Annotated in this window: 12 protein-coding genes and 1 pseudogene; 2 read left to right on the top strand and 11 right to left on the bottom strand. The window is 67.7% G+C overall.

What is annotated here, in order from left to right; all coding sequences use genetic code 11:
• Window positions 1–15 precede the first annotated feature (15 nt).
• Complete coding sequence (locus tag ACXYX3_RS12010) at window positions 16–1,299, top strand: IS256 family transposase (protein WP_434085903.1); 1,284 nt, start codon at window positions 16–18, stop codon at window positions 1,297–1,299.
• 70 nt (window positions 1,300–1,369) lie between these two features.
• Here ACXYX3_RS12010 and ACXYX3_RS12005 read toward each other — a convergent pair whose 3' ends face one another.
• From ACXYX3_RS12005 to ACXYX3_RS11975, 7 genes and pseudogenes are all read right to left on the bottom strand, one after another.
• On the bottom strand, window positions 1,370–2,593 hold the full coding sequence (locus ACXYX3_RS12005) for an ISL3 family transposase (RefSeq protein ID WP_458609431.1): 1,224 nt from the start codon (window positions 2,591–2,593) through the stop codon (window positions 1,370–1,372).
• A gap of 1,992 nt (window positions 2,594–4,585) precedes the next feature.
• A pseudogene (gene lgt, locus ACXYX3_RS12000) lies at window positions 4,586–5,434 on the bottom strand (prolipoprotein diacylglyceryl transferase); the annotation flags it as partial.
• Between the two features lie 8 nt (window positions 5,435–5,442).
• Window positions 5,443–6,231: a tryptophan synthase subunit alpha gene (trpA, locus tag ACXYX3_RS11995; RefSeq protein ID WP_241203643.1), complete on the bottom strand. Its 789-nt coding sequence runs from the start codon at window positions 6,229–6,231 to the stop codon at window positions 5,443–5,445.
• Complete coding sequence (trpB, locus tag ACXYX3_RS11990; RefSeq protein WP_458611824.1) at window positions 6,228–7,490, bottom strand: tryptophan synthase subunit beta; 1,263 nt, start codon at window positions 7,488–7,490, stop codon at window positions 6,228–6,230. The genes trpA and trpB overlap by 4 nt, the downstream gene beginning before the upstream one ends.
• Window positions 7,491–8,309, bottom strand: coding sequence for an indole-3-glycerol phosphate synthase TrpC (gene trpC, locus ACXYX3_RS11985; RefSeq protein WP_458611823.1), 819 nt, complete (start codon window positions 8,307–8,309; stop codon window positions 7,491–7,493).
• 72 nt (window positions 8,310–8,381) lie between these two features.
• The gene (locus ACXYX3_RS11980; RefSeq protein ID WP_241203646.1) at window positions 8,382–8,960 is read right to left on the bottom strand and encodes a TIGR02234 family membrane protein; all 579 of its coding nucleotides are present in this window, start codon (window positions 8,958–8,960) and stop codon (window positions 8,382–8,384) included.
• Window positions 8,957–10,483, bottom strand: a complete 1,527-nt coding sequence (locus tag ACXYX3_RS11975; protein ID WP_458611822.1) for an anthranilate synthase component I — start codon at window positions 10,481–10,483, stop codon at window positions 8,957–8,959. The genes ACXYX3_RS11980 and ACXYX3_RS11975 overlap by 4 nt, the downstream gene beginning before the upstream one ends.
• A gap of 32 nt (window positions 10,484–10,515) precedes the next feature.
• Here ACXYX3_RS11975 and ACXYX3_RS11970 point away from each other — a divergent pair, with 32 nt between their 5' ends.
• Window positions 10,516–10,989, top strand: a complete 474-nt coding sequence (locus ACXYX3_RS11970) for a peroxiredoxin (RefSeq protein ID WP_458611821.1) — start codon at window positions 10,516–10,518, stop codon at window positions 10,987–10,989.
• On the opposite strand, the gene hisI is transcribed toward ACXYX3_RS11970, so the two are convergent.
• The 4 genes from hisI to priA are packed head-to-tail and all read right to left on the bottom strand — an operon-like array spanning window position 10,977 to window position 13,646.
• Window positions 10,977–11,324, bottom strand: a complete 348-nt coding sequence (gene hisI, locus ACXYX3_RS11965; protein WP_458611820.1) for a phosphoribosyl-AMP cyclohydrolase — start codon at window positions 11,322–11,324, stop codon at window positions 10,977–10,979. The genes ACXYX3_RS11970 and hisI overlap by 13 nt on opposite strands.
• Window positions 11,321–12,106: an imidazole glycerol phosphate synthase subunit HisF gene (gene hisF / locus ACXYX3_RS11960; RefSeq protein ID WP_458611819.1), complete on the bottom strand. Its 786-nt coding sequence runs from the start codon at window positions 12,104–12,106 to the stop codon at window positions 11,321–11,323. Before hisF ends, hisI begins: the two co-directional genes overlap by 4 nt.
• On the bottom strand, window positions 12,103–12,921 hold the full coding sequence (locus tag ACXYX3_RS11955) for an inositol monophosphatase family protein (protein ID WP_458611818.1): 819 nt from the start codon (window positions 12,919–12,921) through the stop codon (window positions 12,103–12,105). Before ACXYX3_RS11955 ends, hisF begins: the two co-directional genes overlap by 4 nt.
• On the bottom strand, window positions 12,918–13,646 hold the full coding sequence (priA, locus tag ACXYX3_RS11950; RefSeq protein ID WP_241203861.1) for a bifunctional 1-(5-phosphoribosyl)-5-((5-phosphoribosylamino)methylideneamino)imidazole-4-carboxamide isomerase/phosphoribosylanthranilate isomerase PriA: 729 nt from the start codon (window positions 13,644–13,646) through the stop codon (window positions 12,918–12,920). The genes ACXYX3_RS11955 and priA overlap by 4 nt, the downstream gene beginning before the upstream one ends.
• Window positions 13,647–13,649 lie beyond the last annotated feature (3 nt).

Raw genomic sequence — 13,649 nt, 5'->3', positions numbered from 1 at the left:
GGCGAGAAAGGTGCCGTGATGACGACACTGGAAGATGTGGCGAAGAAGAAGGCGGCTGAGCAGTCCGCAGAGCAGAAGGCTGCCGTCGAGCTGGTCCGACTGGCACAGGAACAGGGCCTGTCGCTGACTGGGCCCGACGGGCTGCTCAAACAGCTGACCAAGACGGTCCTGGAGATCGCACTCAATGAGGAGATGACCGAGCACCTCGGTTACGAGAAACACGACCCGCCGGAGGCGGGGTCGGGCAACATCCGCAACGGGACCCGCACCAAGACGGTGCTGACCGACACCACCGGCCCGGTCGAACTCGACGTGCCGCGCGATCGGGCATCCACGTTCGAGCCCCAGATCGTCAAGAAACGTCAACGCCGATTGTCCGGGGTCGATGAGGTGGTCTTGTCGTTGTACGCCAAAGGGCTTACCACTGGGGAGATTTCAGCGCATTTCGCTGAGATCTACGGCGCGTCGGTCTCGAAGGAGACGATCAGCCGCATCACCGACAAGGTCATCGAGGAGATGAACGATTGGTCGGTGCGGCCACTCGATGAAACCTACGCCGCGATCTTCATCGACGCGATCGTGGTGAAGGTCCGCGACGGCCAGGTCGCCAACCGCCCGTTCTACGCCGCGATCGGAGTGACCCTGGCCGGGGAACGCGACATCCTCGGATTGTGGGCCGGCACCGGCGGGGAGGGCGCGAAGTTCTGGATGAGCGTGCTCACCGATCTGCGCAACCGCGGCGTCAAGGACAGCTTCTTCGTCGTCTGCGATGGGCTGAAGGGACTGCCCGAGGTGGTGGGCAACGTGTGGCCGCAGGCGATCGTGCAGACGTGCATCATTCACTTGCTGCGCAACACCTTTCGGCTCACGTCCCGCAAGTACTGGGATGAGATCAAGCGTGATGTGAAACCGATCTACACCGCAGTCAACGCGACCGCGGCCCGCGCAGCGTTCGACGATCTGGCCGAGAAATGGGGGCAACGCTACCCGGCGGTGATCCGCCTGTGGGACAACGCCTGGGCGGAGTTCATCCCGTTCCTGGACTACGACGTGGAGATCCGCCGTGTCATCTGTAGCACCAATGCCATCGAGTCGCTCAACGCCCGCTACCGCCGCGCGATCAAGGCCCGCGGCCACTTCCCCTCCGAGCAGGCCGCCCTCAAGTGCCTCTATCTGGTCACCCGATCACTGGACCCGACCGGTGCAGGCAGGGCACGATGGACGATGCGGTGGAAACCTGCCCTGAATGCGTTCGCGATCACCTTCGCCGATCGATTCCCGGCAGCCGAAACCTACTGATGAAAACCGCCGGAAACACCGTTAGCGAGATAGTCCCGTCAGGACGGTCATCGATCATACGTGCGGCTCCTCATGTTTTTGTGGGTAGCTGGGGGTGTAGTCCGCCGCGGCAGAGGTAGATCATTGCGGCCAGTGTTTGGGCGGAGTGGTGGCCGTAGCCGCGGGCGTTGACGAGCCTGGTGGTGGCGTTGATGCCTTCGAGGAGGGCGTTGGAGATGCGGAGTTCGATGGCGGCCAGAATGGGCTCGAAGTAGGTCTGGAAGCGTTTGCCGAGGGAGATGAAGACGGGGATGCGGGAGCGTTTGGCGGCGGTGATCCAGGCTTTGAGTCGTTGGCGGGCGACCCCGGGTGGATGGTCGTAGCGGTAGAGGTCGCGGGCTTGTTCTTTGAGGGTCCAGGCCCGTCCGATGCGTCGGTTGGTGCGGGTGATGTGGTTGACCAGGTCGCGTTTGGTGTCGCTGAGTTTGTTCTCTCCGGTGCGCAGCGCCCAGCGTCCGGTTTTCCAGTCTGCGGTGCTCATTGCGGTCCGGCCGGGTCCGGTCATCGATTCGGCGTAGACGCGGTCTAGGGCGCGGTTGACCCATTGCATCAGGTGGAAGCCGTCGTAGCAGATGACCGCCTTGGGGAGATGTTCTTTCGTGGCGCTGGTGTAGATGCTTGAGACGTCCATGCTGACTGCTTCGATCTGGTCGAGGATCGAATCAGGTTGACTGTCATAGAAGTTCGTTAAGGACTCCTTGCTTCGTCCGGGCTGGATATCGATGACGGTGCCGGTGTCGTGGTCGCCGATGATCGTCAGGTAGCGGTGCGGGTGGCGGTAGCAGATCTCATCGACGCCGATACGGTAGAGCGTGTCGAGTCGGCGTTGGTCGAGCAATTCGGCGACGCCTCGGTGGATGATCGCGGTCACCGTCTCCCAGGCGCAGCGCATCAACGTCGATACAGAGGTGCGGTCGGTGCGTTGAGCCAGCCACAGCACCATGTCTTCGAAGTCGCGGGTATGGCGGGCTAGGGGTCGGGCCCAGGGCACCGCTTCGGTGGTCACTCCACACTTGGGGCAGTTCACTCGCCGAATGTCATAGACCAGCCAGAGCCGGCAACGCGCCAGGTCAAGATGTCGCCACCGCCGGCGGCGCCGATCGTATGCGGTGGGCCACCGTTTGCCGCACGGACAGGTCATCAGCCGGGCTCGGGGCCGAAGCATGACCTCGATGTCGCCATCGCCGATCACGACGTCGGTGACGGTGGCTCCGGGAATGGCCAGCAGACGGTTAAATGCAGTACTGACGCGCACGCGGATCGTTCCTTGTGGTTGCGGTTGGTGTGGTAACCCCGAAACCTAGAGGCACACCGCGTGCGCGTCCCTCAATTCACCCAAGGAACGCCGATCCCGTTGTATCGCACCGCAAAACCTTGCTGACCAGCATGAATGCGCCCATGAGAACACTAGGAGCGCCTCATACGTTCGATTTTACCGAGATCGGGGCAGCCCTCCGACGCCAATTTTTGCGCCTGTGGATAACTCGGTGACGTGCGGTCAGCGGTTCCTTCGCCGGCGAACCCACTGCCGCACGCGCTGACCGACCTCGACGGAAAGGCTTGCCGGAGGCCGGTTTTCGGAGGGCGGAGGAGCGATGTCCGCCGGGCTGACAGGGCTTTCAGCGGTGGCACTGGAAGCGTCGGCCGGCCTCTCGGTGTCGCCGGAGTCTTCCGCGTCTTCGCCATCGGCGACCGACGCATCTGGGGCCTCAGGCTCGGTCGACACGGTGGCCGGGGATTGCTCAGCCGTCAGCGCCTCGGCTGCGTCTTCCCCTTCGACCGCCACAACGTGCGCGACCTCAGCCTCACCGACCGCCTCGCCGACCTCCTCGGCATCGACCGAACCGAGACCAGCCTCCGGCTCGTCGGCCTCGGGCTCGTCAGCGCTCAACGCCTCGGCTGCGTCTTCCCCTTCGACCGCCACAGCGTGCGCGACCTCGGCGTCACCGACTGCCTCGGCAGCTTCCTCGGTATCCACTGATCCGAGACCCGCCTCCGGCTCAGCGGATTTGGACTCATCGGCAGTCAACGCCTCAGCCGCATCCTCACCCTCAACCGCCACCGCATGCGCGACCTCAGCCTCACCGACCGCCTCGGCAGCTTCCTCGGTATCCACTGATCCGAGACCCGCCTCCGGCTCAGCGGATTCGGGCTCATCAGCGCTCAACGCTTCAGCCGCATCCTCTCCCTCAACCGCGACCGCATGCGCCACCTCAGCCTCACCGACCGCCTCGGCAGCTTCATCGGTATCCACTGATCCGAGACCCGCCTCCGGCTCGCCGGTCTCGGCCTCATCAGCGCTCAACGCTTCAGCCGCATCCTCACCCTCAACGGCCACCGCATGCGCGACCTCAGCCTCACCGACCGCCTCGGCAGCTTGCTCGGTATCCACTGATCCGAGACCCGCCTCCGGCTCGCCGGACTCAGGCTCGTCAGCAGTCAAGGCCTCAGCGGCATCCTCGCCCTCAACCGCCACCGCATGCGCGACCTCAGCCTCACCGACCGCCTCGCCAACCTCCTCGGAATCGACCGAACCGAGACCCGCCTCCCGCTCGCCGGACTCAGGCTCATCAGCAGAACCTTCGGGCTCAGCGGATTCGGGCTCATCAGCGCTCAACGCCTCAGCCGCATCCTCACCCTCAACCGCCACCGCATGCGCGACCTCAGCCTCACCGACCGCCTCGCCAACCTCCTCGGAATCGACCGAACCGAGACCCGCCTCCGGCTCGCCGGCCTCAGGCTCGTCAGCGCTCAACGCCTCAGCCGCATCCTCACCCTCAACCGCCACCGCATGCGCGACCTCAGCCTCACCGACCGCCTCGGCAGCTTCCTCGGTATCCACTGATCCGAGACCCGCCACCGGCCCAGCGGATTCGGACTCATCAGAGCTCAACGCCTCAGCCGCATCCTCACCCTCAACCGCCACCGCATGAGCGACCTCAGCCTCACCGACCGCCTCGGCAGCTTCCTCGGTATCCACTGATCCGAGACCCGCCTCCGGCTCAGAAGGCTCATCGGCAGGATCGGCAGGTGCAACGAGGTCATCGCCCTCGGCGACCTCATCGCCGACCGTCTCCAGATCGGCCTCGCGCTCGGCCGTGACGTCGTCGTCGGATTCGGCATTCTCGGCGACCGACTTCTCGTCGTCCTCGGACGCCACGAGCGCCGCCGCGACCACCCCGGACGTCGACGCCCCCAACGCCACGTCCTTGACCATGTCCTCGGCGCGCGACTCCCCATCCACCGGCGTGCCACGCAGCGCCAGAGGATCTTCGCGGCCCTTCGGCGCGATCATGACGTACACCACCGCGGCGATGAAAACGAATGTCGACGTGAACGAGTTGATCCGGATGCCTGCAATATGCGTCGCGGCATCGCTGCGCATCAGCTCGACCCAGAACCGACCCACGCAGTAGCCGGCGACATACAGCGCGAACAGCCTGCCGTGCCCGATGCGGAACCGTCGATCGATGAGGATCAGCGCCGCGAACACCAGCAGGTTCCAGATCAGCTCGTACAGGAACGTCGGATGAACGATCTCGATCAGCTGACCGGTCGACACACCGTTCAGCGAATCCGGCACGCCCGCCGAGTTCACCCGCTCGTAGATCTCCAGACCCCACGGCAGCGTCGTCTCCCGCCCGTAGAGCTCCTGGTTGAAGTAGTTGCCCAGCCGTCCGATCGCCTGGGCCAGGATGATGCCCGGAGCGATCGCGTCACCGAACGCGGGCAGCGGTATGTTCCGCCGCCGGCACGCAATCCACGCCCCGACCGCACCCAGGGCCACCGCACCCCAGATTCCGAGTCCGCCGTCCCAGATCCGAAGCGCCGCAGCGAATCCCGCGCCGTCCTCGCCGAAGTACGTCCGCCAGTCCGTCATGACGTGGTACAGCCGGCCACCGATCAGGCCGAACGGCACTGCCCACAGCGCGATGTCGTAGATGACACCCGGCTCCCCGCCGCGCGCCACCCACCGCCGATCGCCGAGAACCAGCGCGGCCACGATGCCCGCGATGATGAACAGCGCGTACGCGCGCAGCGGGAAGGGGCCGAGATGCCACACCCCCTGCGACGGACTCGGGATGTATGCCAGCACCGTCGACGTCACGCAGTGACCCTTTGCCTTACCCCGTCAGCCAATTCTTCTGTCAGCGAGCGCATCGCCGGCACGCCATCGGTCAACGCCGACACCAGCGCCGAACCCACGATGACCCCGTCGGCGTACGACCCGATCTGTGCGGCCTGCTCCCTCGATCGCACGCCCAGGCCCACCCCGACCGGAACGTCGGAGAGTTCCTTGATGCGCCGCACCAACTCCGGCGCCGCATTCGACACCGCATCGCGGGCACCTGTGACACCCATCGTGGACGCCGCGTAGACGAACCCGCGCGACGCGTCGACCGTCGCGCTGAGTCGCTCCGGCGTGGACGACGGCGCCACCACGAAGATCCTGTCGAGATCGTGCGCTTCCGACGCGGCCAGCCACTCGTCAGCCTCGTCGGGAATCAGATCCGGGGTGATCATCCCCAGACCGCCCGCGGACGCCAGATCGCGGCTGAACGCATCCACGCCCTTGCGCAACACCGGGTTCCAATACGTCATCACCACGGCGTGGCCACCAGCGGCACTGATCGCCTCGACGGCCCGCAGCGTGTCGTGCACCCGTACCCCGCCGCGCAGCGCCACTTCGGTGGCGGCGGCGATCACCGGACCGTCCATCCCGGGATCGGAGTACGCGATGCCGACCTCGATGATGTCGCAGCCCGCCTCGACCAGCGCGACCATCGCCGCGATCGACGTGTCCACGTCCGGGAACCCGGTCGGCAGGTAGCCGATCAACGCCGACCTGCCCTCGCTCCGGCAGGCCTCGAAAACAGTTGCCAGCCGGCTCATGTCGGATTGTCCTCGAACAGGCCGAACCAGCGCGCAGCGGTCTCGACGTCCTTGTCGCCGCGCCCGGACAGATTCACCAGGATGATCGCCCCCGGCCCGAGTTCCTGACCGAGCTTCATCGCGCCCGCCACCGCATGCGCTGATTCGATCGCCGGGATGATCCCTTCGGTGCGGCTCAGCAGCGACAGCGCGTCCATCGCCTCGGTGTCGGTGATCGGCTCGTATCGCGCGCGGCCGATGTCTTTGAGCAGCGCATGCTCCGGACCGACGCCTGGATAGTCCAAACCGGCTGAGATCGAATGGGATTCGACGGTCTGACCGTCCTCGTCCTGCAGCAGGTAAGAGTAGGACCCCTGGAATGCGCCCGGCGAACCCCCGGTGAAGGTCGCCGCGTGCCGTCCGGTTTCGACACCGTCACCGGCCGCCTCGTATCCGACCAGACGTACTGCCGGGTCGTCGATGAACGCATGGAAGATGCCGATCGCGTTCGAGCCGCCGCCGACACACGCCACGACAGCGTCGGGCAGCCGCCCGGCCTGGTCGAGCATCTGCGCGCGTGCCTCCAGTCCGATGACGCGCTGGAAATCGCGCACCATCATCGGGAACGGATGCGGACCCGCTGCCGTCCCGAAGGCGTAGTAGGTGCTGTCCGCGTTCGTCACCCAGTCGCGGAACGTCTCGTTGATCGCGTCCTTCAGCGTCTTGGAGCCCGACTCGACCGCCACCACCGTGGCACCGAGCAGCCGCATCCGCGCCACGTTCAGCGCCTGGCGGGCCGTGTCGACCGCGCCCATGTAGATCACGCACTCCAGGCCCAGCAGTGCGCACGCCGTCGCCGTGGCCACCCCGTGCTGGCCGGCGCCCGTCTCGGCGATGACCCGCGTCTTGCCCATCTGCTGAGCCAGCAGGGCCTGTCCGAGCACATTGTTGATCTTGTGAGAACCGGTGTGGTTCAGGTCTTCTCGCTTCAGGAAGATCCGTGCGCCGCCGGCATGCTCGGCTAACCGCTCCGCCTCGTACACCGGTGACGGCCGACCGGTGTAGTGCCGTTGCAACCGGTCCAGCTCGTCGAGGAACGCCTGGTCTCCGCGCGCCTTCTCGTAGGCGGCAGTCACCTCTTCGATGACGGCCATCAGGGCCTCGGGGACGAACCTGCCGCCGTACACGCCGAAATGGCCGCGCGCATCGGGATCATGGGACGTCGGTTCGGCAACTGCGGCGCTGGCGCGCGGCAGTTCCGGTTCCAGATGCGTGGTCACTTATCGCGCTGGTTTCGGGCACGACGGATGCGTACCGGCGGTGACGAGGTCAGCGACGGCACTGCGGGGATCTCCACTGGTCACCAGGCCCTCGCCGACGAGCACGGCGTCGGCGCCGGCGCCGGCGTAGGCCAACAGGTCCGCAGTGCCGCGAACCCCCGACTCGGCGACGCGGATGACATGGCTCGGCAGCCCCGGCGCGATGCGCGCGAAGCAGTCCCGGTCGACCTCGAGGGTCTTGAGGTCACGTGCGTTGACACCGATCAGGGAGGCGCCGGCCTGCAGCGCGCGGTCGGCCTCCTCCTCGGTGTGCACCTCGACGAGCGCCGTCATCCCCAAGGACTCGGTACGTTCGAGCAGCGACTCCAGAGCCGGCTGCTCGAGTGCGGCGACGATCAGCAACAGCAGATCGGCGCCGTGGGCGCGGGCCTCGTGGATCTGGTACGGGCGCACGATGAAGTCCTTGCGCAACACGGGGATCGACACCGCCGCCCGGACCGCGTCGAGATCGTCGAGCGAGCCGTGGAACCGCCGCTGCTCAGTCAGCACGCTGATCACCCGGGCGCCGCCGTCTTCGTAGGCCCGCGCCAACTCGGCGGGGTCCGCGATCGACGCCAACGGACCGCGAGACGGGCTAGCACGCTTCACCTCGGCGATCACCCCGATGCCCGGCGCTCGCAGCGCCGCCATCACGTCGAGAGGCGCGGGTGCCTTCTTGGCCTGTTCCTTGACCTCGGCCAGGCTGACGACGGCTTCACGAGCGGCGACGTCAGCACGAACTCCGTCGAGGATGGAGTCGAGGACGGTCGCCGAACCCATAGCTGTCGTTTCCCTTCCCCTGACGGCCGTTTGATTCTTGATGAAGGGTAGTCGCCATGACACCACAGCCCGTCACCGCCCCTTCTTGTCCGTCGTGGTCGGGTCGTTACCGGCGTCGAGCGCATCCCAGATCATCCGCTCCGACATCGCGCCGCCGGTGTCCGTCGGCTCGGCGGGCCGTCGCGCGTAGCGCGTCGTATCGGCGCCCGCCCGGGTCGCCGACCGCAGCAGCAGCACCGCCCCGAGCAGCGACAGACCCGCCGCCACCAGCGTGAGCACCGCACCCACCGAGTGCCGTTCGGTGCCGACGAGGTCGGTGATCGGCACCTCGGCCAGGCGCGCCGCCCGTGCCCCGACATCGGGCACGACCCACAGGCTGACCGCGAGGTAACCCATCGCCGCGCTGGCCCCCGCGACCAGTACCGCGAGGATGCGCATCGGCCAGCCCCGCACTGCGAGCGCCGCGACCGCGGCCGCGAGCACCACCAGAGCGAGCGGGACCAGAGCAGTCGACCAGGTCGCGCCCGTCAGGTCGTCGGTCCTCGGATGAGTCAGCCCATCGAACGACGACACCTGCACCCACGTCAGTCGCGACGCACCCCACAGCGCTGCCGCGGCGAGGACCAGCGCCAACTGCCCGAGCCGCGTCATGGCTCGCTCAACGTCTCGGCGGCGGCGACCGCGTTCAGCACCGCGCGGGCCTTGTTCGCGGCCTCGTTGTACTCGTACGGGCCGTTGGAGTCGGCGACCACTCCACCACCGGCTTGGACGTAGGCGGTGCCGCGCCGCATCAGCGCGGTCCGGATCGCGATCGCGAAATCGGCGTCGCCGGCGAAGTCGAGGTACCCCAGCACGCCGCCGTAGAGACCACGGCGCGTCTTCTCGACTTCTTCGATCAGCTCCATCGCGCGGACCTTCGGCGCGCCCGACAGGGTGCCCGCAGGAAAACACGCCGTCACCGCGTCGAGGGCGGTCCTGCCGTCGGCCAACAAGCCGGTCACCGTCGACACCAGGTGCATCACGTGGCTGTAGCGCTCGACGTGGCTGTAGTCCTCCACCTTGACCGTGCCCGGCCGGCACACCCGGCCCAGATCGTTGCGGCCGAGGTCCACGAGCATCAGATGCTCGGCGCGTTCCTTCTCGTCGGCGAGGAGTTCCTTTTCGAGGAGGACGTCCTCCTCTTCGGTGTCACCGCGCCACCGGGTCCCGGCGATCGGATGGGTGGTGGCCCGGCCGTCCTTGACCGTCACCAGCGCTTCGGGGCTGGACCCGACGATCGAGAAGTCCAACCCACCGTAGGCGTCGGGCACGTTGAGCAGATACATGTACGGGCTCGGATTGGACACCCGCAGCATCCGGTAGACGTCCAAAGGGTCGGCATCGGTGTCCATCTCGAAGCGCTGCGACGGCACCACCTGGAACGCCTCGCCCGCCTCGATGTCACCGACCAGCTTGTCGACGATCGCCGTGTACTCCTCGACGGTGCGCTGAGAGCGGTGCAGCGGAGCGGGCCGGGAGAACGTGGCCACCGTGGAGGCGAGCGGTTCCGCCAGCGCCGCGGTCATCACGTCCAGCCGAGCAACAGCGTCGTCGTAGGCCCAGTCCACCCGCTCGTCGGTGCCGTTCCAGTTCACCGCGTTGGCGATCAGCGTGATGGTGCCCTCGTGGTGGTCGACGGCCGCGATGTCGGTGGCCAACAGCAGCACCATGTCGGGTAGGCCCAGATCGTCGACGGCGAGTTCGGGCAGGCGCTCGAGTCGGCGCACGAAGTCGTAGGCGAAGTAGCCGACCAGCCCCGAGGACAGCGGGGGCAGACCAGGTAGTGGCGCAGTCTGCAGCAGCGTCAGCGTCTCTCGCAGCGCCGCAAGCGGATCACCGCCCGACGGGGCATCCCGCGGCGTCACCCCCAGCCATGCGGCCTGCCCGTCCCGGACCGTCAGCGCCGACGGCGCGCCGGCGCCGATGAACGACCACCGCGACCACGACCGCCCGTTCTCCGCGGACTCCAGGAGGAACGTTCCGGGTCGGTTCGCGGCGAGCTTGCGGTACGCCGAGAGCGGCGTCTCACTGTCGGCGAGCACCTTGCGGGTCACCGGCACCACGCGGTGCTCGGCGGCCAACGCCCGGAAGTCCTCACGCGATGTCGTCACGGTGAGACTGGCGGTGGACTGCACGTGGGCATTCTCCCAGACGTAGGTTGAAAACCATGAATCCAGTCAAAGCGGGAGACACCGTGGCCGAGTTCTCCCTGCCCGACCAGACCGGCACGACGCGGTCGCTGACCGAGCTGCTCGCCGACGGGCCGATCGTCCTGTTCTTCTACCCCGCCGCCATGACGCCCGGCTGCACCAAGGAGGCATGCCACTTCCGGGACCTGGCCGCCGAATTCGCCGCCGTGGGCGCCACCCGCGTCGGCATCAGCGCCGACGCGGTCGACAAGCAGGCACAGTTCGCCGACCAGCAGAAGTTCGACTACCCGCTGCTGTCCGACACCGACGGCACGGTCGCCGAGCAGTTCGGGGTCAAGCGGGGCCTGCTGGGCAAGTTCCTGCCGGTGAAACGCACGACGTTCGTCATCGACACCGACCGCACCGTGCTCGACGTCATCGCCAGCGAGATCAGCATGGACAGCCACGCCGACAAGGCGCTGCAGGCGCTGCGCAAACGTCAGTCGGCCTGACCCAGCAGCAGATCGGCGTCGAAGCACGAGTGATCGCCGGTGTGGCAGGCGGCACCGACCTGGTCGACCTCCAGCAGCACGGTGTCGCCGTCGCAGTCCAGCCGCACCGAGTGCACCCGTTGCGTGTGACCGGACGTCGCACCCTTGATCCACTGCTCGCCACGCGAGCGCGAAAAGTACGTCGCCTCACGGGTTTCCAGTGTGCGGGCCAGAGCGTCGTCGTCCATCCACGCGACCATCAACACCTGACCGGTGCCGCGCTCCTGCACCACCGCGGCGAACAGACCGTCGGCGTTGCGCTTGAGCCGCCCGGCGATCTCGGGGTCCAGACTCATCGGACCGTCAACCCTTCCGCCCTCATCGCCGCCTTGACCTGCCCGATGGTCAGCTGCTTAAAGTGGAATACGCTGGCCGCCAGCACGGCATCGGCTCCTGCAACGACGGCGGGCGCGAAATGTTCCACCGCACCCGCGCCGCCGCTCGCGATCACCGGCACCGACACCGCACCGCGCACCGCCCGCAGCATCCGCAGATCGAAGCCGGCCTTGGTGCCGTCGAAGTCCATCGAGTTCAGCAGGATCTCCCCCACACCCAGTTCGGCGCCACGGCTGGCCCACTCGACCGCGTCGATGCCCGTGCCGCGCCGCCCGCCGTGCGTGGTGACCTCCCAGCCCGACGGGGTGGGCTCGGATCCCTCGGGCACCGTGCGGGCGTCGACCGACAGCACGATGCACTGCGAACCGAATTGCCGCGACAGCTGCGAGAGCAGCTCCGGGCGCGCGAGTGCGGCGGTGTTGACCGACACCTTGTCCGCACCGGCGCGCAGCAGCATGTCCACGTCGGCGACCGACTGCACTCCACCGCCGACGGTCAGCGGGATGAAGACCTGCTCGGCGGTGCGGCGCACCACCTCGAGCATCGTCGAGCGTCCCGACGACGACGCGGTGACGTCGAGGAACGTCAGCTCGTCCGCACCCTCGGCGTCGTAGACCGCGGCCAGCTCCACGGGATCGCCTGCGTCGCGCAGGTTCTCGAAGTTGACCCCCTTGACGACGCGGCCGGCGTCGACGTCCAGGCACGGAATGACGCGGGTCGCGACGTCACCACCGGTGCTCACAGGTAGTCCTTCGGATCACCGGCCGCGGCGATGAGGTCGAGCATCTCCGCGTGCACGCCGGGCGCGGCCACCAGAGCCGAGGGGGATGTCACCGTCCACGGCTCCCCCGCCAGGTCGGTGACGACGCCGCCCGCGGCACGGACCAGCGCCACGCCGGCTGCGTGATCCCAGATGTGGTGCCCGAAACTGATGGCACCCCCGAGGATTCCCGCCGCGACGTAGGCGAGGTCGATGCCGGTGGCGCCGTGCATCCGCATCCGCGAGCAGTGTCTGCTGAGATTGGCCAGGATCGTCGCCCGGTAGGCGCCCGGATAGCGGCCGCGTGAATCGATGTTGAACGTGCCCGTGCCGACGATCGCATTGTCGAGATCCGCGCGATCCAGTCGGGGCAGTTCGCCGCCGTTGCAGCGCAGCGGACCGCCGACCACCGCGGTGTAGCGCTGCCCCATGAAGGGCAGCCACGTCAGGCCCAGCGCCGGTTCACCGTCGACGAGCAGACCCAGCAGGATCGCGGCCATCGGCGAGCCGGCCGCGTAGTTGAACGTTCCGTCGATCGGGTCGAGGACCCAGACGAGCTCGGAATCGATGGACTCCCCACCGAACTCCTCGCCGTGCACCCCGATCCCGGTGAGCCGCTGCAATTCGGCGACCACGCGGCGCTCGATCGCCAGATCCACCTCGGTGGCGAAGTCGTTGCCCTTCTTGGCGACCGCGGAATCGGCGCCGTGGCCGGCGATGAACTGTGCGGAGGCGCCGTCGAGGATGCCTGCGGCGGTGTCCAGCAGCTCGGTGAGCTGGCGCGCGTCGAGGGTCACGTGCCGACCGCGGCCAACGCCTCAGGCAGCGTGAATCGACCGGCGTAGAGAGCTTTTCCGACGATTGCACCCTCGACGCCTTCTCCGGTCAGCGTGGCGATCGCGCGCAGATCATCCAGGCTGGACACCCCGCCGGACGCGATCACCGGCGCCTCGGTGCGCTCGCACACCGACGAGAGCAGCTCCAGGTTCGGCCCGTTGAGCGTGCCGTCCTTGGTGACGTCGGTGACGACGAACCGCGAGCATCCCTCGCGGTCGAGCCGCTCGAGCACCGCCCACAGATCGCCACCGTCGGTCTCCCAGCCGCGTCCGCGCAGCCGGTGCTCCCCGTCGGCGATCAACACGTCGAGCCCCACCGCGACCTTGTCGCCGTGCTCGGCGACCACGCGGGCGCACCACTGCGGGTTCTCCAGCGCCGCGGTGCCCAGGTTGACGCGGGCGCAGCCGGTGGCCAGCGCCGCCGCGAGCGACTCGTCGTCGCGGATACCGCCGGAGAGCTCCACGGCCACATCGAGCGTGCCGACCACCTCGGCCAGCAACTCCCGGTTGGACCCCCGGCCGAACGCGGCGTCCAGATCCACCAGATGGATCCACTCGGCGCCGTCACGCTGCCACGTCATCGCCGCGTCCAGCGCCGACCCGTATTCGGTCTCGCTGCCGGCCTGCCCCTGCACCAGGCGAACGGCGCGGCCGTCCACCACGTCGACGGCGGGCAACAGGACCAGGTT

The sequence above is a fragment of the Mycobacterium sp. Panama NTM2 genome (assembly GCF_054355555.1).
This window is presented reverse-complemented; position numbering and strand designations above follow the sequence as displayed.

Excerpts from the sequence above, each read along its gene's own strand:
- trpA (WP_241203643.1), bottom strand. The coding sequence starts at position 6,231 with ATGAGCCGGCTGGCAACTGTTTTCGAGGCCTGCCGGAGCGAGGGCAGG.
- trpC (WP_458611823.1), bottom strand. The coding sequence starts at position 8,309 with ATGGGTTCGGCGACCGTCCTCGACTCCATCCTCGACGGAGTTCGTGCT.
- ACXYX3_RS11980 (WP_241203646.1), bottom strand. The coding sequence starts at position 8,960 with ATGACGCGGCTCGGGCAGTTGGCGCTGGTCCTCGCCGCGGCAGCGCTG.
- ACXYX3_RS11970 (WP_458611821.1), top strand. The coding sequence starts at position 10,516 with ATGAATCCAGTCAAAGCGGGAGACACCGTGGCCGAGTTCTCCCTGCCC.
- hisI (WP_458611820.1), bottom strand. The coding sequence starts at position 11,324 with ATGAGTCTGGACCCCGAGATCGCCGGGCGGCTCAAGCGCAACGCCGAC.